We start from the raw sequence: 22,857 nt of genomic DNA, 5'->3' as shown, positions 1-22,857 counted from the left end.
CGGGTCATGGCCAGCAAATCCAACACCGCCCAATCCACCACCACCCGATCCACCACCGAGAAAGCCTTCCAGTCGATCATCATCGACGACGAAGGCCGCGCCTGCGCCGATATTCCCGAGAGTGCGTGCAAACAGGAACCAGGTAATTTCTTCAAACATGTCGGTGCGCTGGCGCTGACCAAAAGCGCCGACGGGCTGATTGATCCGAAGCTGGTGCTCAGCTGGCTGATGACATCGCTGGGCGCGCCGGTGGCGCTGATCGGGTTGCTGGTCCCGGTCAGGGAAGCAGGCGCTTTGCTGCCGCAGCTTCTGACCGCCGGATTTCTACGGCGGCTACAGCGGCGCAAATGGGCCTGGGCGGTCGGCTCCCTTGTTCAAGGCCTGGCGGCTGCCACCATCGGGCTTGTCGCAATCACCATGACCGGTGCCGCGGCGGGCTGGGCCATTGTGATTGCGCTGGCGATATTGGCACTGGCGCGCAGCATTTGTTCGGTTTGCTACAAGGATGTACTCGGCAAGACGATCGACAAGTCGCGCCGCGGCACCGCCACCGGTCTGGCCGGATCGATCGCCTCGGTGACGGTGATCATCTACGCGCTCGCCCTGTCCGCCAGCTTGTTCGACCGCATGACATTGGTGACCGGCGGCCTGTTTCTGGCCGGCGCGGCGTGGATCGCCAGTGCCCTGCTGTTCGCAACCTTGCAGGAACAGGCCGGCGCCACCGAGGGCGGCAAGTCGGCGCTGCGGGAAGCGTGGAAGAATTTTTCCTATCTCCGGGACGATCACCAGCTGCGCCGCTTCATCCTGACCCGCGGACTATTGACCGCCACCGCGCTGGCCCCGCCCTTCATGATCGCGGTCGGGAGCCAGGCCGGGGAAGGCTATGGCAGGCTCGGCTTTCTGGTGCTTGCCTCGGCCCTCGCCAGCCTGCTGAGCAGCTTTGTCTGGGGGCGGCTGTCCGACCGGTCCAGCCGCAAGGTGCTGATATTTGCGGCGACGGTCGCGGCGATCATATTGGCGGCGACCAGCTGGCTCGCCTTCGCCGGAACATTGGGCGGCGGCTATATTTTGCCGGTGCTGCTGTTCGGGCTGATGATCGCCTATCAGGGCGTGCGCCTCGGCCGGTCGACGCATCTCGTCGATATGGCCGACAAGGATACGCGTGCGGCCTATACTGCGCTGTCGAATACGATTATCGGCCTGCTGTTGCTCGCCGGCGGGCTTTTCAGTCTGGTGGCGAACTGGTTTGGCGGGGAAATGGTGCTGGCGATCATGGCCGGGATGAGCGGGCTGGCGATATCGGCGGCTTGGGGCCTGGCAGAGGTCCAGCGGACCCAAGAGTGAAGCGACTCACCTCTTGAGCAAGAACACCGCATGTTCCGCCAGCAGGTTCGCCATGCCGCGCCCGGTCTGCTTGTCTCCGCTCAGGAACCACTGGCCTTCCTGCGTATAGCGACCATCCTGCACCAGCGCCCGGAAATCGTCGATCGTGACATGGTGGATATTGGGCGTGTCGTACCAGCGTTGCGGGAGCAACCGGGTGACCGGCATCTGCCCGCCAAAGAACAGCGCCATGCGCACACGCCAGTGGGCGAAATTGGGGAAGCTGACAAAGGCCTGTTTGCCGATGCGCAGCAGCTGGTCGAGCATGATGTCGGGGCGGTGGGTGGTCTGCAGAGTCTGGCTGAGCACCGCATAATCGAAGCTGCTGTCGGGATAGGTGCTGAGGTCGGTGTCGGCATCGCCCTGCACCACCGACAGGCCTCTGGCGACCGCCTTGGAAACATTGACCGGGTTGATCTCCAGCCCGCGCGCGTCGCAGCGCTTTTCATCGCGCAGCGCTGCCATCAGCGCGCCGTCGCCGCAACCGATATCAAGCACCCGGCTGCCGGGGGCGATATTGTCGGCGATGATCTGCAGGTCGGGGCGGAGTTTGGTCATGCTGCCACTCCCACTTCGTCACCCTGAACTCGTTTCAGGGTCCATGGTGCGTCAATTGACTGTCGGTGCGAGCGGAGGAATGGATGCTGAAACAAGTTCAGCATGACGAGGACTGAGGTCTTGCTCATCGCCCCTCTCCCGCCTTCAGAAAGCCGTCGACAATCCGGTTCATTTCCGGGTTTTCGAGCAGGAAACTGTCATGACCGAACGGGCTCGACAATTCCATGAAGCTGACCGCGGCACCCGCTGCGTTAAGCGCGTGGACAATCGCGCGCGATTCGCTCGTCGGGTAGAGCCAGTCACTGTCGAAGCTGATCAGGCAGAAACGGGTTTTTGACCCCTTGAACGCGCTGGCCAGCGAGCCGCCATGGGATTCGGCGAGATCAAAATAGTCCATTGCGCGGGTAATGTAGAGATAGCTGTTGGCGTCGAAGCGGTCGACAAAGCTGATCCCCTGGTGGCGAAGATAGGATTCGACCTGGAAATCCGCGTCGAATCCGAAGGTCTTGGCGTCACGATCCTGCAGCCGGCGGCCGAATTTCTCGGTCAGGCCGGCTTCCGAGAGATAGGTGATATGCGCCGCCATGCGGGCGACGGCGAGGCCGCTGCTCGGCGGATCGTCATCGGCATAATAGGCCCCGCCGCGCCAGCGCGGGTCGGCCATGATCGCCTGCCGCCCGACTTCATGAAAGGCGATATTCTGGGCGCTGTGCCGGGCCGCCGAAGCGATGATGACCGCCGAGCCGACGCGTTTCGGATAAAGCGCGGCCCAGCTGACCGCCTGCATTCCGCCCATCGAACCGCCGACGACGGCATGAAGCCGTTCGATCCCGAGATGGTCGAGCAACATTGCCTGTGCCCGGACCATATCGGCGATGGTCAGCACCGGGAAATCCATGCCCCAGGGCTGTTCTGTGGCGGGGTTGATCGTCGCTGGACCCGAACTGCCGAGACAGCTGCCGATGACATTGGCGCAGATGACAAAATGGCGGTCCGTGTCGACCGGCTTGCCCGGACCGACCATCCGTACCCACCAGCCCGGTTTGCCGGTGATCGGATGTTGCGAGGCGACATATTGGTCGCCGGTCAGCGCATGGCAGATCAGGATCGCATTGGACGCGTCGGCGTTGAGCGTTCCGTAAGTTTCATAGGCGAGATCGACAGGGGCAAGCTCTGCCCCGCTGTCCAGCGGCAGCGGTCCGAGCAGGCGAACACTCCTGTCCAATCCAAATCGCGTATCTTCATTCATGATGAAAGGGAGCTAAGCGGCGAAATCCCGACCGTCAAATGATAATGCTGTTGACTGACAGGCCGCAAGGGCTAGTCCGGCGACACAGATACACTCCTCACAAGCGGGTCAAGGCAATGAGCGCACCAAAACCAAAAGACTGGATCATGGGCATCGCCCCTTATGTCCCCGGAAAATCGAGCGGCGATGACGGGCGCAAGCTGGTCAAGCTGTCGGCCAATGAGAACCCGCTGGGTTGCAGTCCCGCTGCGACCGAGGCCCTGACCGCGGCTTCCGCCCTGGTCGATCGCTATCCCGATCCGGGCTCGACCAGATTGCGCGAGGCGATTGCCGCCAAATATCATCTTGATCCGGCGCGGATCATCTGCGGCACCGGCTCCGACGACGTCCTCCACCTTGCTGCCAATGCGTTCAGCGGGCCGGGCGACGAGATTATTTATGTGCGCTACGGTTTTGCCGTCTACGACATCGCCGCGCGGCGCTATGGCGGTACCCCGGTGATTGCCGACGACAGGGATTATGGCACCGATGTCGATGCGATCCTCGCCAAGGTCAATGACAGGACCCGGGTGATCTTCATCGCCAATCCCAACAACCCGACCGGCACATTCTCCAGCCGGGCAGAAATCGCCCGCCTGCAGGCCGCACTGCCGGGCCATGTGCTGCTGGTGCTCGACGGTGCCTATGCCGAATATCTCGAGACCGGCGCCGACGACGGCGCACTGGAACTGGCCGAAACCAGGGCCAATGTTCTGGTCACCCGGACCTTTTCCAAAATCCACGGGCTCGCCGCCGAACGCATTGGCTGGGGCTATGCCTCGGCGGAGATCATCGATGCGATGAACCGGATCAGACTGCCGTTCAATGTGACGACAGCGGGTCAGGAAGCCGCGCTCGCTGCGCTGGCCGCCGATGATTTTGTCGCCACCAGCCGTGAACATAACGCCCAATGGCGGCAGTGGCTGAGCGACGAGATCGGTGCGCTGGGCAATTACGGCCTCAGGGTCATCCCGAGCCAGACCAACTTCCTGCTGGTGCTGTTCGAGGGCAAAATTACCGCAGAACAGGTCAATGCGGCGCTGATGGACAAGGGCTATGCCGTGCGCTGGCTTCCGGGACAGGGGCTGGTCAACGGCCTGCGCATGACCATCGGCACCGAGGAAGAAACACGCGGACTGGCCCGGGCCTTGCGCGAGATACTGGAAGCCGCGAACTGATGCTGCCTTTTTCCCATATCACGATCATCGGAATGGGACTGATCGGTTCCTCGATCGCCCATGCAGTGCGGGCCACCATGCCCAGCGCGCGGATCACCGGCTACGACAGTGATCCGGCGGTGCGGGCACGGGTCGTTGAGCTCGGCTTTTGCGACGATGTCAGCGACAGCGCCGGCGCTGCAGTAATCGATTCCGATCTTGTGATCCTCTGCGTCCCGGTCGGCGTAATCGCCGATGTTGCCACTGAAATCGCACCAGATCTGCCGGACGATGCAATCATCAGCGATGTCGGATCGTCGAAAGAAAATGTGCTGGCCGCCTTGACGACGGCTCTTCCCGGTGCCCGGGTCATCCCCGCCCATCCCGTCGCCGGAACAGAAAATAGCGGCCCCGACGCCGGATTTGCGACTTTGTTCCACGAGCGCTGGTGCATCCTGACACCACCCGAAGACGCTGCGGAAGGCGATATCGAACGGGTCAAGGCCTTTTGGGAAAAGCTGGGCGCCAATGTCGAGATCATGGATGCCAAGCACCATGACCTGGTTCTCGCGGTAACCAGCCATTTGCCGCATCTGATTGCCTATACGATTGTCGGCACGGCATCCGATCTGGAAGATGTCACCCGCGGCGAAGTGATTAAATATTCCGCTGGCGGCTTCCGCGATTTCACGCGTATCGCGGCGTCCGACCCGACGATGTGGCGCGATGTCTTCCTGTCCAACAAGGAAGCCGTGCTGGAAATGCTCCAGCGATTCTCAGAGGATCTCACCGCGCTGCAACGCGCTATCCGCTGGGACAAGGGCGACGAACTGTTCGATCTGTTCAGCAAGACCCGCGCCATTCGCCGCCGGATTATTGAAGAAGGCCAGGACGACGCCGCCGCCGATTTCGGACGGACACACGAATAGCCAGGTTGCAGTCAAATTCGACTGCTATTCGGTTGTCTTGCCGTCAAAATGTTCATGTTCCTTCTGGGCATCGGCGGCTGTCGCATGAACCGTACCGTCAATATGTTCCGGCGGACCATAGATGGTGTATAGCCGAAGCGGTTCCTTGCCGGTGTTGACGACATTATGGCTGGCACCCTGCGGCACGATGATGCCGTCATCGGATTTCACGTTATTGGCCTTGCCGTCGATCCAGATTTCGCCGCTTCCCTCTTCAATACGGAAAAACTGATCCCGGTCATCGTGCACTTCCTCGCCGATCTCGTCACCCGGTTGAAGCGTCATCAGCACAAGCTGTAAATTATGACCCGTGTAAAGCACCCGGCGAAAATCATCATTCTGCTCCGTCAAAGCTTCGATATTGTCGACAAACCCCTGCATTTGGTCGGCTCCTTTCAATTTATCCATCAGCCTGCTTGGTCAGGCGCTTATTCGCCTTCTATTCGTCTTCGCCGCTTTCAGCCATTTCTTTTTCCCATGTTTCCTTTGCCGCAATCTGGGCCGCCTTGCTAGCGTCGGCAGCGGCAGCAGCAGCCTTGATGACAGCTTTTTGCGCCGATTCCGCTGCATTTTTTGCTGAAATGGTATCGGATTCCAGCCCTGCCCTGAGCGACGCGTTGGTTTCGCGGACGGCTTCACCCGTCGCGGCAACCGCGGCTTTCACCAAATTCTGCGCTTTCTGCGCATTTTCATTCGCTGCCATATCGACTTCAGCATTGGCTTCGATGATCCTGACTTGTGCCTGTTTGGCGGCGGCCTCCGCCTTCGCCGCCATTTGGGCTGCAGCCTCTTTATCCTTCTGCGCTTCAGAACAGACTGCCAGCTTGGCTGCTATCACGGACATTTTTGCGGCGTTTTGCGCTTCCAGCGCGGCTCTGGCGGCAGCATGTTTCGCATCATCCATAGTTTGTCTGGCGTCATCCATCGCTTCATTTTCGGATGTGCCGCATTCTGCCGTGTCTCCGGTTTCTGTTTTCGGGCTACAGCCTTGAACCGCTAGAATGACGGCCAGTACAGGACCAAGGGTGGATATTGTCTTTTTCATGATATGGACTCCAAAATAATGTCTACGAATCGTTGGAACATGGCATCTGTCCATCAGCAGCGATGCGCCGACTAAACAATATGAATCGGCCGGTGTAAGTACGTATTTTCCACTAATCCGGTCCGGAAACCACTGTCAGCCCGCTTGCAGTCGTTCGAGCGCCAGATTGATTTCCTGAAGACGATCCCCCTTGTTGTTCGGGGCCATGCCATCATCAGACGCAATTTCCAGTTGCTTTTCTCCATAGGCCCAGCGCTTGAGAATATCCGCCTTGATGCTGTCCGGCAGGTTCGTCGCCAGCAGCTTTGCCGGCGTCTGAAATTGACCAGCGGGATTGCCCAGCAGCGTCTCGACATCCCATCCTTGTGCTCTCGCTTCGGATCGCAATATTTGCACATAAATATCCCGGTCAATCCTTGCTTTTACGTCACGTTCACTGGGCAGAAGCTCTCCCGCGACATAATATTCGTTATCCGCGATATGAGAATAGGGCACATCGCGATAACTCAGCAGTTCGCCGTCAAAATTCTCGCCATTGTAGCGCCTGTCCAGAACATCATGAGTCACGGGAAGATCATGCACGTGGACATCGGACCCGGAATGATCAGCCAGAATTTCGACCGCGCGCTGTTCGTCTGCGGCATTCCAAGTGCGAACCCATAGAAGCAAGCCGCCGCGCTCCAGCTGATCTTCTATATAGTCCGCATGATGCTGGCCGATCGTCTTGGCCAGAAGAGCGCCAATCGCCCCGCCGCCAATGCCGCCAGTAGCCGCCGCTATTATCGCAGCACCAATTGCACCGCCCGACGCAACCACGGCCATCAATGTGGACAGCGCACCAACATAAATAAGCCCGCCGAAAACACTGCCTTCGGCATCACCAATGGTTTCCGTCGAGACATAGGCGGTGGTCGGGACGGCCGCATCATCTTCCAGATCCTTCACCGAAGTGAAACTATGGCCCAGTTCCTTTTCGATCGCCGATAGCGGAGCGAGCAGACTGAGTTCGGACTGGTCAAATCCGTGGCACAGCAAATCGTCAACGGCAGCCTGCAGCGTATCTTCAGATTGAAAGACGCCAACCGCTTCGCGGATGGTGGGGATGTTTTGCTCAGCCATGACAGATTCTCCAGATTTCATGTGAAGGAGGCAAAACACGCCTCCATTGTAATTTTTCAGCCTTGGGCAAAGCGCGCCAAACAGCGTTCAAATGCTGGTTTGTGTCGCTGCGCCGATGCATCTCTCAGTCGCGTCATCACGGTCATAATGTTGGAATGGCCAGCAACCGCTGGAAGCAGGTCTTCATCATATAGCCGTACATTGTCTATTTCGCCCTTCACACCCAGTTCGCACAGGGTTTGCAGATCGGCAGTTTCAAATATTGGATCGACCATGGTGTCGTTTTTCGGCACCGGAATATTATAGGCTGTATAGAGGGCGAGCAACGCGTTGATATGCCGTTTCTCCGCTTCGGCAATATTGACGAATGGCCGCACCGGACCAAAGCGGTCGAGGACCGTCTGGTAATTCAAGACCGCGTTGCGCTCATCTGCCAATGCAGCATCCATCGCCGCTACGACGCTTTCCGGAACGGATGCAACAGGCCCTGCATGGTCGGATCGCACGGTTGCATGAGCCCTGCAACCCTCGTTCTCGCCTCTGTTTCCTTGTTGGCGGCGTTGGCGCATGTTACCCACGCATTTGCTGCGCATTGATGGTCCGGAATATGCCGGTGTCCCTGCGATCAGCCCTTGTCGAAGAGGTCAGGGCCAGCCGGATTTTCGTGTCGGCAGAGCCAGTATAGTGTGACATCTATTATAATCCCCGTCTGTTCGAAATCATCCGGAACTCACATAACCCGCCACTGGTCGAGAATAACCAAGTAATCTCCCGTAGTTTTGCTCCAGGCTGTGCGATGCAATTATTCCGGCAAACCGAACCAGTGGGCGGAAGATCAATCCGGCCGCTATCCCTGGCAGAAGGTCGCGGAGATTTCCGCCACCTGTGACGCCTAGTCGTTCAGCACATTAATCGCGGCATGAACCCGGTCACGAATATCATCGCGATCGAGGCCCGGTTCAATCTCCGGTTGCACCTCGTAGGTAATAACGCCGCTTTGCTGAACAAAGGTATCACGGGGGGAGACAATCCCGCTGTTGAGGGCCACTGGCACCAGCGGTATACCCATCAGCTTGTAAATACCGGCAAAACCGGTTTGCAGTTCGGGGCGCTCTCCATGATGGGCGCGACTGCCTTCGGCAAAGATGACGATCGGGCGCCCTTCCGCGACGGCTTTTTTCGCCTGCTTGATAATCTGCCGCATCGCTGCCCCGCCGCCATCACGGTCAATGCCCAGCAAGCCATGTTTTGTCGCAATCCATCCCCATAGAGGAATGACCAGAAGCTCCTGTTTGGCAATGACCACAGGCCTGTCGAACAGCCTCAGCAGATCAATTGTTTCAAACATGCTTTCATGCTTGAAGACATAAAGCAAAGGCTCGTTGCGGATTTCACCTTTGACCTCGACGCGGATACCCAGAATGAGCCGCGCGCACAGATAATGATAGCGGCTCCAATATTGGGCCATGTGATAGATTGTCTTGGGCCAGAAAAATGCGCCGATGAACGTCGCAATGATGATCGGCACAGAGCCGAGATAAAAGACCAGCATGAAGATCAGGGACCGGATAACAGCCAGCATCTCAGACACCCGCCAAAGCGGCCAACCGGCGCATCAGATATTTATTATACTCCGTGAACAAAGTCCCCAGCGACGGACGTGTCTGCACCGCGTCGGACAGGATTCGGACTTCCGGCGGCATTGCTCGTTCCAGCTCCAGCCGGGCACGGCGCATGTGCCAGTCGGAGGTCACCAGACGCACCGACTTGTCACCCCGACGCGCCGCCCAGCGCGCAATTTCAAGGGCGTTGGAGCGTGTATCCACCGCCTGAAACCCGAGATCGATACAGCAATCGAACAAGGCGTCCGGACGGTCATATTCGGCGGCAAGTTCCGCCGGCTTCACATCCCGGTCAACTCCAGAGATCAACAATCTGCCCGCCGCTTTCGCTTCGAGCATGTCGAGCGCGCGACCAATGCGACCCGCTCCGCCGGTCAACACGACGACCGAACCGGTATGAGCATCATCATCTGCCGGACGCGGCAAATCGATAGCGAACCAGGCAAAACCGATGATCCACAACAGGAGCAGGAAAGAGAACAGGCGCAAAATCATTCAGCGTGGCTATAATATCTTTTTCAAGGTGCCGATAACCGTGAATTTGGCAGTCATCATGGCAAGGAACATTCCCAATATCGGAATGGCAGCAATTATCAACCAGCTCCACCAGTTGAGGCCGACCGATTGTACCAGACCCGACCCCAGAGCGGTGAGTTGTGTGCTGATCAGCCAGATAATCACAACACCCCCGACCAGTCCGATCAGACCGCCGAGCAACGCATCCAAGGCAATGCGCCGCTGGAGCAAACGGCTGATTTGCTGGTCCGTGCCGCCGAGCAGATGGACGACCGCTATGGTTTCAGCGTGGGTGTTGAGCGCCGAACGCGCCGAAATGATAACCGCAGAGGCGGTCGCCAGGGCCAGCAGGGCAACCAGACCAAAGGCAATCCATTGAAAGCTGCGCACCAGCGAAATGACCGGTGCGATATAGCCGCTGCTCGGCTCGACCCGCGCGGCCGGCGCAATGGTTTGCAGCGTGCTGCGCATTGATTGATATTCGGATTCGGTAGCAGCGCGGGCGAGTTTCAGATCGATCAGCGCGGGAAGCGGAATATCCTCCGACAGATTCTGCGCGCCAAGCCAGGGCTCGATGAGCGCCTCAATCTCCTCGGGCGGCAATAGGCGGACCTCCTCAATTAACGGCAAGCGGCGCAATCGTGCGGCAGCAGCAGCAGCCTGGCGAGCCCGGATTTCAGGATTGGCCTCGATGATCTGCACCGTCGCCCGGCTGGACAGTTCATCCGACACGTCGCTCATCGCGTGAGTCATGGCGAGCCCGGCCGCTGCCGCCAGCACGGTGAGAAAGATCATGATCGCAATTACCCAGGGCATCGGTCCGGAAAGCCGGCCCTCGGGTATCAGGCGCCGGTCGTGGCCGGGAATGACAAAAAATTTGAACATGGCCCTCGCGACCTATTGTCGCTGATCTATGGGTAGCGGCGGATGGCGCAGCGAACCGGTCGGATCGGCGAGCATGCCTTTTTCCAGCCGCATCATCTGGGCGCCGGATATTTTGCTGAGCAGATGAATGTCATGGGTCGCCACGACGATCGTCGTACCAAGCGTATTGAGCGCCTCGAACAGTTGCAGCAACCGGACCGCCATCTCGGGATCGACATTGCCGGTCGGTTCGTCGGCGACGAGTATTTCCGGCCTGCCAATTACCGCACGGGCAATTGCAACGCGTTGCTGTTCGCCGCCCGAAAGCGTCGCGGGGCGGGCCGATGCCCGGTCACCCAGTCCGACCCATTCCAGCATCTCTGTGACGGGTGTTTCGAGATCTCTCTCCCGGACCCCCGCCACCCGCAGCGGCAAGGCAATATTGTCATAGGCGGACAAATGCGAGACGAGGCGAAAATCCTGAAAAACGACACCGATCCGGCGCCGGAAACCGGGCAGGCGCTCACGCGCCATCGTTACCGCATCTTCCCCGAAAAGCCGGATGACGCCACGGCTGGGGCGCTGCGCGAGATAGAGCAATTTCAGCAGCGATGTCTTTCCCGCACCCGATGCGCCGGTGAGAAAATAGAAACTGCCAGGAAAGAGAGTGAAATTAAGGTCGGCGAGCGTCTCTGCCCCTGAGCCATAGCGCAAGCCGACATTTTCAAATCGAACAATTTCGTCCATTTATGCTCTACATTCCAATATCGTGGCGAAATATTGCCCGGTTCCGGGATCAATAGGCCGGGAAGTCCCCCCAAATCAACTCCGCTGAGCGCAGCGGAGCGTCTAAATTGCCGGAAAACGCGAAAATAGCCGTTTCGGTCTCAAATCGATCATGCAGCCACTTGCAGTTTACTGTCATGGCGTGTTTAGAGAGATGTCATGATTTTGAATTGCCCGGCCTGTAAAACCCGTTATCTCGTACCCGACAGTGCCATTGGGCCCACTGGCCGTTCGGTGCGTTGTGCATCCTGTCGCCATAGCTGGTTCCAAGAAGGCGTCATCCCGGAAATGGAGCTGGCCGCGGCCGAAGGCGCGGAACAGGTCTCGCCTGCCGCTGAAACCAAAAGCGAATCCGGCCGGGACTGGGCACCCGCAGCGCCCGCTTCGTCGATCCGCCGGATGGCACCGCTGCCGCCGATGTCGGCCTCGCCCGGCCATGACGCCAAGGAAAGCAGTTTCGTGCATGAGCCGCCCTTCAAGCCGCGGCGCAATCCGGCGAAACTGTGGACCATCGCCGCAATTGCCTTTGCGACCCTGGTTGTCGCGTCAGGCGCCGCGCTTTACATATTCGGCGCACCGCACTGGCTGTCCAGCTATGAATTTGCCCCGGCAGAACAGACGCCGCTGCTTATCGAATTGAGTGAAAAACAGGACCGGCGGACGCTGCCGGATGGCACCGAATATTTTGCCGCCAGCGGTACAATCATCAACCCGACAACCAACGATCAGCCAGTACCACCGATGCTGGTTATCCTGCGCGACGCCGGCGGCAGGGTTGTTTACAGCTGGAAAATGAAAGCCCCGGCGCAATCGCTCACGCCGGGAGAGAAAGTCAAATTTAATGAGGCGAAGCTCGATGTACCGCGCGCGGCGAGCCAGCTGGAAGTCGGGTGGGCCGACACAACTCCGGATTAGCCCCGCAATCCGCGCAGCAGCTGCTGCGATATCTGGCGATGGCCTCCGATCGCGATTCACGCGATAGCCACGCGGCAACGAATATCTATTGCGGCCCCGAGACCCCTTTGCTAAGGGCACGCGCCTACCCGGACACACTGCTGTCCCAAGCTAGTGACAGTGCGGTCGTGGCGGAATTGGTAGACGCGCAGCGTTGAGGTCGCTGTGGGATAATATCCCGTGGAAGTTCGAGTCTTCTCGACCGCACCATTTCCGGTCAAGGACGGACACAGATCCCGTTCACCGGAAACTTTTGCCACTGCATGTACCAGTTCATCTCTGTTGCCCCGCTTGCGATATTCTGACTGGCACTATTGCCACCTGGGTCCCGTTCTCCGCCTACCAATAGAGCTTTCACGATCCCCGCAAAATGTTAGTGATTGTGGATCCAAATCCTGCGCCTCGGGATCAAGTGCTACTGATATTCATTCGCAATAATCTGGACAGGATATTCGTCCTCGGCTAGTTGCCGGGGATGATCTGGCTGACGAATCGACTTTCAGCTGTTGCGGTCTTGTCAACCGGAACAGGATTTATTGTGCGTACCTTCGGTCGATCATGTATCTGAGTCGATATTCCTTGAGTCTGACGGAACGAGCAGGAGCGGGCTTCCTTGCGGTGGCAATCCCGGCAAGCATTGCGTTCGCATTGATGCTGTCCTGGCCGGCACAACCGCATGGGAACGATGGAGGAAAAGCCTTAACGGTGATCAACCTGTCGAACCATTCGGAGAACGCGCATCGGCAAAAGGCCTATGATAGCCCCCCGAAGCCGCGCATTGATGATCGCTACCCTTCCAGTCACCAGAAGTCTGTTGCAGCAGCCGCGCCGACCGCTCCCGCCATCGACAGCAGAATTTTTGCGGAAAGCAACGCCGTGCCAACAGAATGGCAAGCGGAGTCGAAACCGGTAGCCAGCTCCTATTCGCAAATAAATTCGGCAAGCACGAAGGTGGCTATCTCCGCGCTTTCATTCAGCGCACGGCCAAATGCCGCACTAGCGGCCGGCGACCCCGCTCAAAACGAAAAGGCGGTGCACGATAGCTATGGCAGCCTTGTTTTTGCGCGAATCAGGGCTGCTCAAAAATATGAGCGGGTACTGGCCCGGGATTCCATTGCCGGTACCGTCACAATGTCATTCACGATCAACCGGCGGGGTCGCCTTCGTGCAGAGCGTATCGCGGCTTCATCCGGCAATGCACTGCTCGACCGGGTTGCAATGCGGCACCTCGCTGCAGCCGATCCATTTCCAAGGCCGCCCAACAGACGCGCGCGCAGTTTCATTATTCCGCTCACGTATCGGCAAAGCGAATGACCGGCTTAAACGGCAAAATTTACGAACCATTTGATCGGAGATAGTATAATGAAATCATATATTCTGGCCGCGGCTGCAATTGTGAGTGCGGTTTCTCTTTCTACACCGGCCAGGGCTGACGAACATCCGGGGCTAGGCGAGCCGTTGAGCGCCTTCCATGACCTGCTCAAGATTGATTGGCACCGTGAAGCAGGGCCGTCACGCAACCGCGCAGCCTGCGCAAATATCGGACAATATATATTATTATCCCAGGATATTGTCGCGGAAGCAGCGCCGCACATCGTCGCGGAAGCAGACTGGAAGCCCGCGTCCCGCGCCTTGCTCGATGCATCGGTGGCGCTGGGAGCCTATTGTTCGTCCGCGATGGATGAGAATGTGGTTGCCGGCCTCTCGACCATTCACAGCCGGTTCCACGATCTGATGGCACTTGCTGAAACCAATTGATCCAACACAAATGCTATTGCGAATCACTTGCATTATATTTGCGGCCTGAGTAGGCACTCGTTCATCAAATTGTCCAACAACAGGGGTCATAAATGAACTATTCCGCAAGTTCGCTATTTGCCATCACCGCAGTGCTGGCGAATTCTTCCGTCGTGCACGCACAAGATGTCTCAGCCGTAGAATCGCTGCCTGAATCTGTCGCGGAGGGCGATCCAGTCGAAGGCGCATATGACGTCGGTACCGGCGTCGACAGCGGCACTTCCACAATGGAACGACAGGAAATTGAAGCGCGCACACCAGGATCCGGCGATATAAACCAGTTGCTCAAGATTCTGCCCACTGTGCAGTTTACGCGGGATGAAGGACTGGCATCGCCCGATGATATTCTGGATCTGCGTCCAGCCGATATTTCCATTTCGGGGGGGCGGATTTACAACAACCTGATCACAATGGATGGTGTCGATGTGGGTAGCCGGCTGGATGTTTCCAACTCCAACCAGTATGATTCCGACGAAACGGCCGGGAATGCTGCGCAGAATATCTGGCTTGATTCCAATCTTATCGGTGAAGTGACGCTGCGCGATTCTAACGTATCTGCGGAATATGGCAGCTTCACGGGTGGTGTGCTGAATATCGAAACCCGCGCGCCAATGCGCGAATTGGGTGTTACCGGCTATGTGAACTACACTTCTGACGCGACAACAAAGTTCAACGTGTCTGACGGGACGCGGGCCGCCTTCGATGCTAGTGGAGACGAACTCCCCGATGTACCCGACTTCAGCAAATGGCGTTTCGGCGCCACGCTGGATGTACCGGTTTCAGATGATGCGGCCCTGCTGTTCGCCGCCAGCCGCCAGGTGGCTCATGTCACCAACTTCCGCAGCAGCAGCTATGGCAGCGGCAGCTATGACGAAAATAGTGAAAGCAACAATTTCCTCATCAGCGCGCATGTCGATCTGCCCGATGACATGACGTTAAAAGCAAAGGGCACCTATTCACCCTATCGCGTGGATACCTCGCGCTACAACGCATACGGACTGGATGTCCTGACAAAGGGAGGCGGCTACACGGCTGCGCTGGAGCTGGCCAGGACGGGCGCTGTCAGCTGGGAAGCCGGGCTTAACTATGTCCATGCCGATAGCGGCCGCGAATCCGGTGCAATCAGCTATGTTATTCCCAGTGATCTGTGCAGCAGCTCCTCCTGCTCAATTGGCGGCAACGGTGACCTGAACCAGTCGCAGGACAGCTTCGTGGCATCCTTCAAGGCCTCAACCGACCTCGGGCCAGGCACATTGCGAGGCGGGCTGGAGTTTGAGCATGTGGATGCGCATAAGGATCAGCCGGATGATCGTTACACTTTCTCACGCCCATTCACGCAGCAAGATGCGGTTGACGATTACGGCATAACCGGATCGATCATTTGCGACGTGGCAGATCCGATGGCCTGTGTAGAGGGCGAATATGCCTCCAACTGGATCTACTACCGTCCGACATTCGATGTCGACGTGGCTCTCGATTCTGCTTCTGCCTGGGCCGAATATGATGCTGCACTGGGTGACTTCGATATCCGGGCCGGTATTCGCTATGATTATGAGAGCTTTCTGGGAAACCACGACTTCAGCCCGCGCCTGGCGGTGAACTGGAATCTTCCGGGCGATGGGGATTGGCAGATATCCGCTGGTGCTAACCGTTATTTTGGCAAGTCCATGCTGGCCTATGCGATCCGGGAAGCACAGCCCAACTATTTCATCTATGCCCATAATCCCACCATTGTCGGTGACGATCTGCTCTTTAGCGACAACGACCTGTCGACCTATCGCGAATATATCGTCTCCAACTATAATTCGGCAGAGCTGAGCACGCCCTATAGTGATGAACTGACCGCGGCCCTGACCGGCAAAATATTTGGCGGCACGGTTCGCCTGAAAGGGATCATGCGCTGGGGCAAGGACGAGTTCGCGCGGTCTGCGCGAGAGCGCGTAACAGGGGACACTTCGATCGGTAACTACACCTATAATTATTATGAGATCACCAATGAAGGCCGCAGCAGCTATAAGGGTGTGTCGCTGGAATGGGTCAGAGAGATTGGTGAAAATCACGCCGTGGCGCTCAACGTCAACTACAGCGAGACGGAAACGAGCAACGTAAATTATATTGAGACCACAGATGATACGGAGGCGCAAGACACGCTGGTTCTCTATCATGATGAGATTGTGTCCGAGGCGGAAATTTATGATATGAACCGGCGGCTGGATTATGCCGCTCCGCTCATTGTCAACGCCACCTGGAATGCCCGGTGGTTTGACGGTCGGCTGCGGACCAATCTCAATTTCCGTTATCGCAACGGCTTTGACCAGATTGAAGATAGTCTGGTGAACGAAACCGTTGATGGGACGCGTTATGATGTCTTCACGGATGTGCGTTATCGTGACAATTTCGACTTCAACCTCAACGGCGAACTGGATTTTGTGCGGACCAGATATGGCACGCTGACGGGCGATATGCGAGTCAGCAACATATTGAACCGCATCCCGTCCAAGGAGCACGTCAGCACGACATATCCCTGGCAATATGGTCGCCAGTTCTGGGTTGGACTGAAGTTCAAATATTGAGCGTATGCCGATGAACGCCGTCCCACGCCTGTTGCTCATCGCGGCATCTGTCCTGCTTCTGGTTGCGGCAGTGAGCAATGACGCGGACGGTTCGGACATCGGATGGCTGCGTGCCGCCTATTCCGGAGCGCCGGAAAACTGGCCCGCACCACAGCTGGAGGAGGGAGCCGAATTTACCGAGTTTGGTCCCCTCGTCCGGCCGAAGAGAGCAGAAGGCATTGCCGCGGAACGTATCGCGCTCGGTGAAAGGCTGTTCAAGGATCCTCGTCTGTCCGCATCGGGACAAATTGCCTGCGAGAGCTGTCACAATCGGCGGCTCGGCTGGGGAGACGGGCTGCCGGTCGCTTTCGGGCATGACCGTCAGACCGGGACACGAAATGCCCAATCCCTGTTCACCGCCGCCTATATGGAGGAGCTGTTCTGGGACGGGCGCAGTGCGTCACTGGAGGATCAGGCCCACCTGCCCATTGCCAATCCCGTAGAAATGGCGGCTGAGGCAGCGACAATCGAGGCACGCCTGAATGGTGATGTAGAATATCGTGCGGACTTTGCCAGCGCATATGCCGTCAAGACAATTGCCATGGACGATGTCGCCAGCGCGCTTGCCATATTCCAGCGCTCGATACGCCTGCCAACCAGGAAATGGGACCGCGTCTTTACTGATGGCACGCAGGTGCTCAGCGATCAGGAGCTTCGGGGCCTGCATCTGTTCCGCACCAAGGCTGGCTGTGCGAACTGCCACAATGGCCCGCTGCTCTCGGACCAGAAATACCACAATATCGGCATGTCATTCTATGCTCGGAAATACGAGGACGTTGGCCGTTATGCGGTCACCGGCAATCCGGTTGATGTCGGCCGTTTCCGGACGCCGTCCCTCCGCGCTGTCCAGCGCACCGGCCCCTATATGCACAACGGCCTGATCCCCAATTTACGCGGTTTGGTCAATCTTTATGCCGGCGGCGGAGGGCGAGACCGGATCGCCCAAAGCAGGACTACCGACGCCCCGCCGCCTCAGCCCGATCCGTTACTCAGGCCTCGCCAACTCACCCGCCAGGAGCGCGCCGCAATCGTAGCTTTCCTGGAAATACTTTAGCTTGCTCGCGCCTGCTGGAGACGAATCTGCTCGATCCTTTCTATCGGCGTGATCACCTTATTGATTACCACGATGCATGACGCTGTCCGTACAGCTGCGATGCGCCCCTTGGCGCCACTTCTGAATGGTGCACAGCCGATCATCAAGCGGTGCCTATTACAGAAAAGTAAAGGCGAAGCCTGATCAATGCCTTCAAGGTATAGGTCTGCAACGGCAAAAGTCTTGGACCGATCAATCTCCTTAGAATTAACATTGCCATTCAAAGATCTCCGATAAACGGGGCAAAAATTTTAGGGGAGTATTATGAAATTCGCGAAATCTGAATTCGTGTGTGCGGCTTCTATCGTGGCCATCGCCTTTTCTTCGCAGGCATTGGCACAGACAGCTCCGGTCGATGAGGGGGCGGATGAAACTGCCCCGCCCAATGAGATTGTTGTGACGGGCACCAGGATATCATCTTTCGACGCGCCCACCCCGGTAACCACAGTCAGCGAAACGGAACTGCAGGAAAAAGCAGTGCGCAGCGTTTCCGAACTGATGAGCGACATTCCGGCTCTCCGCAACAACCAGAACACCGGACAATCGAGCCAGCCAGTCGGGGCCAGTAATCTGGACCTTCGGGCGCTTGGGCCAGAGCGAACATTGCTGCTGCTGGATGGCCGCCGGGTTGCGGCTACCGATCCAACCGGCGCCTTCGACACCAACGTCATCCCCGCCGTGCTGATCAAGCGGGTAGAAATCGTGACCGGTGGCGCATCGGCGGCCTATGGTTCAGATGCCGTCGCCGGTGTGGTCAATATCACGTTGGATGATCGATTGACGGGCATTCGGGGCGATTTCCAGAAGGGGATTTCGACTTACGGCGATGTCGCCGTTACGGCTCTTTCGGTCGCTGGTGGCCAGGGGTTCATGGACGATCGGCTGCATGTTGTGGCGGCCGTCGATTATTATGACAACAAGGGGCAATTGAATCAGTCCTCGCGTCCGTGGGGACGTGACAATTACGCGCTCGTCAGCAATCCCAATGGTGACCCCGCCCGTATTGTTTCGGCCAATGCCCGTTTTTCTCAATTAACGGTTGGCGGTGTTACCGCACTCAACAGCGTTCCTGCCTTGCAGGGACTGCAGTTCGGTCCGGGCGGTACAGTATTGCCATTCAACTACGGCACGCTGGTGGGCACCACCTATATGGTGGGCGGAGACGGCGGAACTCTGGCTCCTCAAGCCAATATTTTCCCTGTCATCGAACGGATCACGGGGTTCGGTCGAGCCACGTTCGACCTGACGGAGGATGTGAGTCTTTACGCCGACGCACTGGTGTCCAAGATTGACATTTTTTCGGACGGCACCACCGCAACCAACCGCGGCAATCTGACGATCCGTCGTGATAACGCCTTTCTGCCGCAACCGATCGCCGACATCATGGACGGCAACGGACTTACTTCCTTCCGAATGGGGCGGATCGCAGCAGAAGAGGGCGCGTTCTTCAACCGCGTGGACAGCAAGGTGCGACGCTATGGGTTCGGTGCCAGCGGCAGTTTCGGTTCAGACTTCGAATGGGATGTCGGCGTACAACTCTTCCGCAACAGCTATGACCGAACGGACGGCAACAACCGCATCCTCAACCGCTTCAACCTGGGCGTCGATTCTGTCCTGGTAAACGGTCAGGCCACATGTCGGGCTACAGCTCTGGACCCCAACAGCACCGATCCCGATATCGCCAACTGCGTGCCGATCAACGTGTTCGGGCCAAACTCCATTTCGCAAGCAGCACTGGATTATTATCTGGGCGAGGCGAAACTCTATTCCGACCAGCATCAGGATCTCTACGCAGCCAATCTTTCCGGCTCGTTATTCGATACCTGGGCGGGCCCGGTGAGCTTCGCCATTGGTGCCGAGCATCGCAAGGACAGTATCGACGCGACGTCCGACGCGCTTTCGCAGAACAGCGGATTCATCACTGTGAATCCGAAGCCACTGAGCGGATCGGTAAACGTCAAGGAGGCCTATGGTGAGATCGTCGTACCCTTGCTCGACAACCAGCCGCTGGGATATCTGCTTGATCTGAATGGTGCGGTCCGGGTGACCGATTATTCGACCAGCGGGACGGTCGTTACCTGGAAGGCGGGTCTCAACTATGCGCCATTCCAGGATTTGCGGTTTCGCGGCACCTATTCTCGCGATATTCGTGCGCCCAGCGTCAACGAACTATTCTCCGGACAGAACCAGACGATCCGCAATCTGATCGACCCGCGGGACAATTCCAATCCCACGGTCACCGAACTTGTTGGCGGGAACCCGGATCTCGCGCCCGAAAAGTCGACGGCGTGGACGGCGGGCTTCGTCTATACGCCCGACTGGGTGTCGCGACTGCGACTGTCCTTCGACTATTATGCATTCGACATCGACCAGGCGATCGTCTCGCTCAGTGGCCAAGAGATTGTCGACGGGTGCTACAAGCTGGGTCAAACGAATCTGTGCAACGCCATCACCCAGGACGGGACCGGGTTGATCACGCGCGTATCGGCCAATCTGATCAACGCTGGCCGGCTGACATCAGAAGGGTTCGACATTGCTGCGGAATATTCGACACCTGTCGGCTCCGGCACATTGTCGGTGCGCGGTCTGGCTAACTATATCGATAATCTCACTACCACGGTCAACGGCGTGGACAGCGATTTTGCCGGTCAGGTCGGGCGTTCGGGCGGTGTACCAAAATGGCGGGCAAGCGTGTCGACACGCTTCACCAACGATACATTCACATTGGGTGTGCTTGCTCGCTATGTCGACAGCGGGACTTACCAAAACTCCTACGTCGAAGGCATTGACATTGATGACAACTCGATTCCTTCACGTACCTACTTTGACGTGGACGCCAGCATAAGAGTAGCCGGTAATTTCGAATTTTACGGGAAGATTAACAACCTCTTCAACGTCGATCCGCCGCTGGCGCCACTGCCGATCACGTCACCATCCTATAATGGCTCTCCGTTTCATGATACAATCGGACGCTATTTCAAGGCCGGCATACGCTTCCGGTTTTGATGATCACGCGGGAAGGGCGATCGACATGACACTGCGACAGATTGTGATGCCAGCGGCTATCCTGTTCGCTCTTGCCGCACTGACAGGCTGTTCCGTCCGGCCCCCAGTGGCCAGTCAGGCAGTGGCACCGATCGAGATCCGCGCCAACACCGGTGCGGTCGAATCCGCTCCGGTGCTGTTGGCTGCTCGAGATTTCATGCCCGCGGCCTTGGAAGTGGGCAGGGGCGCCATCCCCAACCTGATTGGCGCCCCCAACATCGCCGGTGTTTTCGATCCCGGCCCCGCCGATGTAGCCACGCATGCCGAAACCCAGGCGCTCCGCTATTCGGTGGACCATCCCGAAATCCGTATCATCCTCACCGCAACCGAAGGGGAATATCGCATCGTCGCGCGCCGTTCGGCTGGCATAGCGTCAATCTCCGATCTCAAGGGCAAGCGCATCGGTACCTTGCCCAATACATCGGCGGATTTTTTCGTGCACCGAATGCTCGCGCACAATGGCATAGGTGCGGACGAGCTTACCATCCAGCGTGTATCGATAGCCGATATGGCGGATGCCCTTGTCGCGCGACAGGTTGATGCGATCGCCATCTGGGATCCCTATGGTGCCGATGCGGCGCGGGCGATCGGCGCGGACCTCATCACCTTTTCCGACCCCGATGTTTACCGAGAACGGTTCAACCTCAACTCGACGAGCGAGCGTCTGGCCGATCCTGCAAAGCGCCGGGCGATCGTGCGCTTCGTTCGGGCCGTTATTGATGCAAGCACCGCACTGAAGGACGATCCCTCCCGCGCGCAGGCCCTGATCGCTGAGCGATCCGGCTTCTCGCCGGAGCAGGTGGCAGGGGCATGGCCCCATCTCCGGTTCCCGGCAGCGATTCCCGGAGACTTGCTTGATGCCATGGTTGTCGAGGAACAGTGGCTTGCACAGCGGGCTGAGCGGACTCCCCGATCGCGCGAAGAACTGGCCGGGCTTATTGATCATTCGGTCTATGAAGAAGCGATGGCGCTTGAGCTGGAGCGTTAGCCGCCAAAGGCCTTCTGAAGAGAAGCTCAGGCGCTCAGACCGGCTGTTTCAGATCAAAGCCCCGGGCCATTTTTTCTCGCCATCGGGCATAGCCCGTACCGTCGACAAGAGCGGAAGATTCTATGGAATGCCGCTCCGTTTCGACCCATTCTGCCAGCGCTTCCGGCGTGTCGCCCCAGAGTTCTGCTATCGCCGCGCGGGTTTCCGGTAACAGCGATTGATCCTTCACTCTTGCCGTGCAGGCCATCGCGACACCCATTGCCATATCGGCGGCATAGTCACCGGCCAGTTGCTTCGCCCGCATGAATTCCGTCGGCCCGCCTGGCCCGGCATAGCACAAGGCCAGTCCGATGCCGGCCCACAAGTCCGGGCGGCGCTCTTGCGCCATGGTGGCGATGGTCGCCGCCGCCGTGCTGACATTGGCACCGCTGACAAACCAGATACCGCGTCCCGCACCCTGATCATAGGCCCGCGACGCATAGCCCGCCAGTTTACGCTTGGGTCCGGTCAAGGTTTTATCCGGTTCAAAATACATATTGTGATAGCCGAGGCCATCATAAGCCAGCCAGCGATAAAAGGGATCGAGTTCGGCCAATATTCCTTTCTCTCGCCAGGATAGTTTCGACATGGTCAAGCCGACTCCGGCATGAATCAAGATCGGATATTGCGCTACATATTGTTCAATATAGCGCGGCAACATGGCTTTGCGAAAAGGGAGGGAATCGACAAGGGCGCTGCCCATCGCGCCGCCTTCGACAAAGAAGCCGCGAAGCAATGGTGTTTCCTGCTCCAATGCTTGCCGGATGTCCTCAAACGAGCGGGCCGATAGCATGAGATTATATCCGCGCAAAAACGCCTTGCCGATCGCTTCCAGCCTTTCTTCATGGCTTTGTTCAGCCAGCTTAAATCCCCGAACACGAAATTCCACACGCTTGGGATCCAGAGCCAGCAGCTTGCGGACGAACGCCGGCGGCGGTTTCAGTTGGTCGGCATTGGCTTCAGGCATGTTGATCCGGTTCGTCCCGCTCATGTACGTCAGTCCATATATTGTCTGACTTGATC

22 protein-coding genes and 1 tRNA gene are annotated in these 22,857 nt (G+C 58.0%); 11 read left to right on the top strand and 12 right to left on the bottom strand.

Annotation, left to right across the window (positions count from 1 at the left end; all coding sequences use genetic code 11):
* Positions 1–6 precede the first annotated feature (6 nt).
* Positions 7–1,344, top strand: a complete 1,338-nt coding sequence (locus tag ACN0WX_RS03360) for an MFS transporter (RefSeq protein ID WP_417620858.1) — start codon at positions 7–9, stop codon at positions 1,342–1,344.
* 6 nt (positions 1,345–1,350) lie between these two features.
* Here the strand turns inward: ACN0WX_RS03360 and metW are convergent, their stop codons facing one another.
* Genes metW through metX form a run of 3 tightly spaced genes read right to left on the bottom strand, consistent with a single transcriptional unit; the run spans position 1,351 to position 3,190 of the window.
* Entirely contained in the window at positions 1,351–1,941 is a 591-nt protein-coding gene (gene metW, locus ACN0WX_RS03355; protein ID WP_417620857.1) for a methionine biosynthesis protein MetW, read from the bottom strand.
* Complete coding sequence (locus ACN0WX_RS03350) at positions 1,938–2,069, bottom strand: hypothetical protein (protein WP_417620856.1); 132 nt, start codon at positions 2,067–2,069, stop codon at positions 1,938–1,940. The genes metW and ACN0WX_RS03350 overlap by 4 nt, the downstream gene beginning before the upstream one ends.
* Positions 2,066–3,190: a homoserine O-acetyltransferase MetX gene (metX, locus tag ACN0WX_RS03345; RefSeq protein WP_417620855.1), complete on the bottom strand. Its 1,125-nt coding sequence runs from the start codon at positions 3,188–3,190 to the stop codon at positions 2,066–2,068. Before metX ends, ACN0WX_RS03350 begins: the two co-directional genes overlap by 4 nt.
* 116 nt (positions 3,191–3,306) lie before the next feature.
* Between metX and hisC the strand changes: the two genes are divergently transcribed.
* Both hisC and ACN0WX_RS03335 read left to right on the top strand, forming a co-directional pair.
* A complete protein-coding gene (gene hisC / locus ACN0WX_RS03340) occupies positions 3,307–4,407 on the top strand; it encodes a histidinol-phosphate transaminase (protein WP_417620854.1) in 1,101 nt (366 codons plus the stop codon).
* Positions 4,407–5,315: a prephenate/arogenate dehydrogenase family protein gene (locus ACN0WX_RS03335; protein ID WP_417620853.1), complete on the top strand. Its 909-nt coding sequence runs from the start codon at positions 4,407–4,409 to the stop codon at positions 5,313–5,315. Before hisC ends, ACN0WX_RS03335 begins: the two co-directional genes overlap by 1 nt.
* 24 nt (positions 5,316–5,339) lie before the next feature.
* Here ACN0WX_RS03335 and ACN0WX_RS03330 read toward each other — a convergent pair whose 3' ends face one another.
* The 8 genes from ACN0WX_RS03330 to ftsE all read right to left on the bottom strand — a co-directional run bounded on the left by ACN0WX_RS03330 (position 5,340) and on the right by ftsE (position 11,267).
* Positions 5,340–5,762, bottom strand: a complete 423-nt coding sequence (locus tag ACN0WX_RS03330; RefSeq protein WP_417620852.1) for a cupin domain-containing protein — start codon at positions 5,760–5,762, stop codon at positions 5,340–5,342.
* A 31-nt stretch (positions 5,763–5,793) separates the two neighbouring features.
* The gene (locus tag ACN0WX_RS03325; protein ID WP_417620851.1) at positions 5,794–6,399 is read right to left on the bottom strand and encodes a hypothetical protein; all 606 of its coding nucleotides are present in this window, start codon (positions 6,397–6,399) and stop codon (positions 5,794–5,796) included.
* A gap of 135 nt (positions 6,400–6,534) precedes the next feature.
* A complete protein-coding gene (locus tag ACN0WX_RS03320; protein ID WP_417620850.1) occupies positions 6,535–7,518 on the bottom strand; it encodes a hypothetical protein in 984 nt (327 codons plus the stop codon).
* A 56-nt stretch (positions 7,519–7,574) separates the two neighbouring features.
* The gene (locus tag ACN0WX_RS03315; protein WP_417620849.1) at positions 7,575–8,024 is read right to left on the bottom strand and encodes a ferritin-like domain-containing protein; all 450 of its coding nucleotides are present in this window, start codon (positions 8,022–8,024) and stop codon (positions 7,575–7,577) included.
* Positions 8,025–8,410: 386 nt separating this feature from the next.
* Positions 8,411–9,100, bottom strand: a complete 690-nt coding sequence (locus ACN0WX_RS03310) for a lysophospholipid acyltransferase family protein (protein ID WP_417620848.1) — start codon at positions 9,098–9,100, stop codon at positions 8,411–8,413.
* Position 9,101: 1 nt separating this feature from the next.
* Complete coding sequence (locus ACN0WX_RS03305) at positions 9,102–9,635, bottom strand: YdcF family protein (protein WP_417620847.1); 534 nt, start codon at positions 9,633–9,635, stop codon at positions 9,102–9,104.
* 9 nt (positions 9,636–9,644) lie between these two features.
* Positions 9,645–10,541, bottom strand: a complete 897-nt coding sequence (locus tag ACN0WX_RS03300) for a cell division protein FtsX (RefSeq protein ID WP_417620846.1) — start codon at positions 10,539–10,541, stop codon at positions 9,645–9,647.
* A 12-nt stretch (positions 10,542–10,553) separates the two neighbouring features.
* Entirely contained in the window at positions 10,554–11,267 is a 714-nt protein-coding gene (ftsE, locus tag ACN0WX_RS03295) for a cell division ATP-binding protein FtsE (RefSeq protein WP_417620845.1), read from the bottom strand.
* A 198-nt stretch (positions 11,268–11,465) separates the two neighbouring features.
* On the opposite strand from ftsE, the gene ACN0WX_RS03290 reads away from it, so the two are divergent.
* The 8 genes from ACN0WX_RS03290 to ACN0WX_RS03255 all read left to right on the top strand — a co-directional run bounded on the left by ACN0WX_RS03290 (position 11,466) and on the right by ACN0WX_RS03255 (position 21,795).
* Positions 11,466–12,221: a zinc-ribbon domain-containing protein gene (locus ACN0WX_RS03290; RefSeq protein WP_417620844.1), complete on the top strand. Its 756-nt coding sequence runs from the start codon at positions 11,466–11,468 to the stop codon at positions 12,219–12,221.
* A gap of 161 nt (positions 12,222–12,382) precedes the next feature.
* Positions 12,383–12,470: transfer RNA gene (locus ACN0WX_RS03285), tRNA-Leu, on the top strand.
* 495 nt (positions 12,471–12,965) lie between these two features.
* Entirely contained in the window at positions 12,966–13,574 is a 609-nt protein-coding gene (locus ACN0WX_RS03280) for an energy transducer TonB (protein ID WP_417620843.1), read from the top strand.
* 48 nt (positions 13,575–13,622) lie between these two features.
* The gene (locus ACN0WX_RS03275) at positions 13,623–14,018 is read left to right on the top strand and encodes a hypothetical protein (protein ID WP_417620842.1); all 396 of its coding nucleotides are present in this window, start codon (positions 13,623–13,625) and stop codon (positions 14,016–14,018) included.
* Positions 14,019–14,110: 92 nt separating this feature from the next.
* Positions 14,111–16,630 (top strand): energy transducer TonB, encoded by a 2,520-nt coding sequence (locus ACN0WX_RS03270; RefSeq protein WP_417620841.1) that lies wholly within the window; start codon positions 14,111–14,113, stop codon positions 16,628–16,630.
* Positions 16,631–16,640: 10 nt separating this feature from the next.
* Positions 16,641–17,723 carry a cytochrome-c peroxidase gene (locus ACN0WX_RS03265; RefSeq protein ID WP_417620840.1) on the top strand — a complete coding sequence of 361 codons (1,083 nt, stop codon included), beginning with the start codon at positions 16,641–16,643 and terminating at the stop codon, positions 17,721–17,723.
* Between the two features lie 303 nt (positions 17,724–18,026).
* On the top strand, positions 18,027–20,768 hold the full coding sequence (locus ACN0WX_RS03260) for a TonB-dependent receptor plug domain-containing protein (RefSeq protein ID WP_417620839.1): 2,742 nt from the start codon (positions 18,027–18,029) through the stop codon (positions 20,766–20,768).
* 25 nt (positions 20,769–20,793) lie between these two features.
* Positions 20,794–21,795, top strand: coding sequence for an ABC transporter substrate-binding protein (locus ACN0WX_RS03255; RefSeq protein ID WP_417620838.1), 1,002 nt, complete (start codon positions 20,794–20,796; stop codon positions 21,793–21,795).
* Between the two features lie 34 nt (positions 21,796–21,829).
* On the opposite strand, the gene ACN0WX_RS03250 is transcribed toward ACN0WX_RS03255, so the two are convergent.
* Positions 21,830–22,825 (bottom strand): DUF1702 family protein, encoded by a 996-nt coding sequence (locus ACN0WX_RS03250; protein WP_417620837.1) that lies wholly within the window; start codon positions 22,823–22,825, stop codon positions 21,830–21,832.
* Positions 22,826–22,857 lie beyond the last annotated feature (32 nt).

It is taken from the genome of Parasphingorhabdus sp., assembly GCF_048269915.1.
Taxonomy (GTDB): Bacteria; Pseudomonadota; Alphaproteobacteria; order Sphingomonadales; family Sphingomonadaceae; genus Parasphingorhabdus.
Note: the sequence above shows the minus strand (reverse complement) of the source record. Positions and strands in the feature narration are given on the sequence as shown.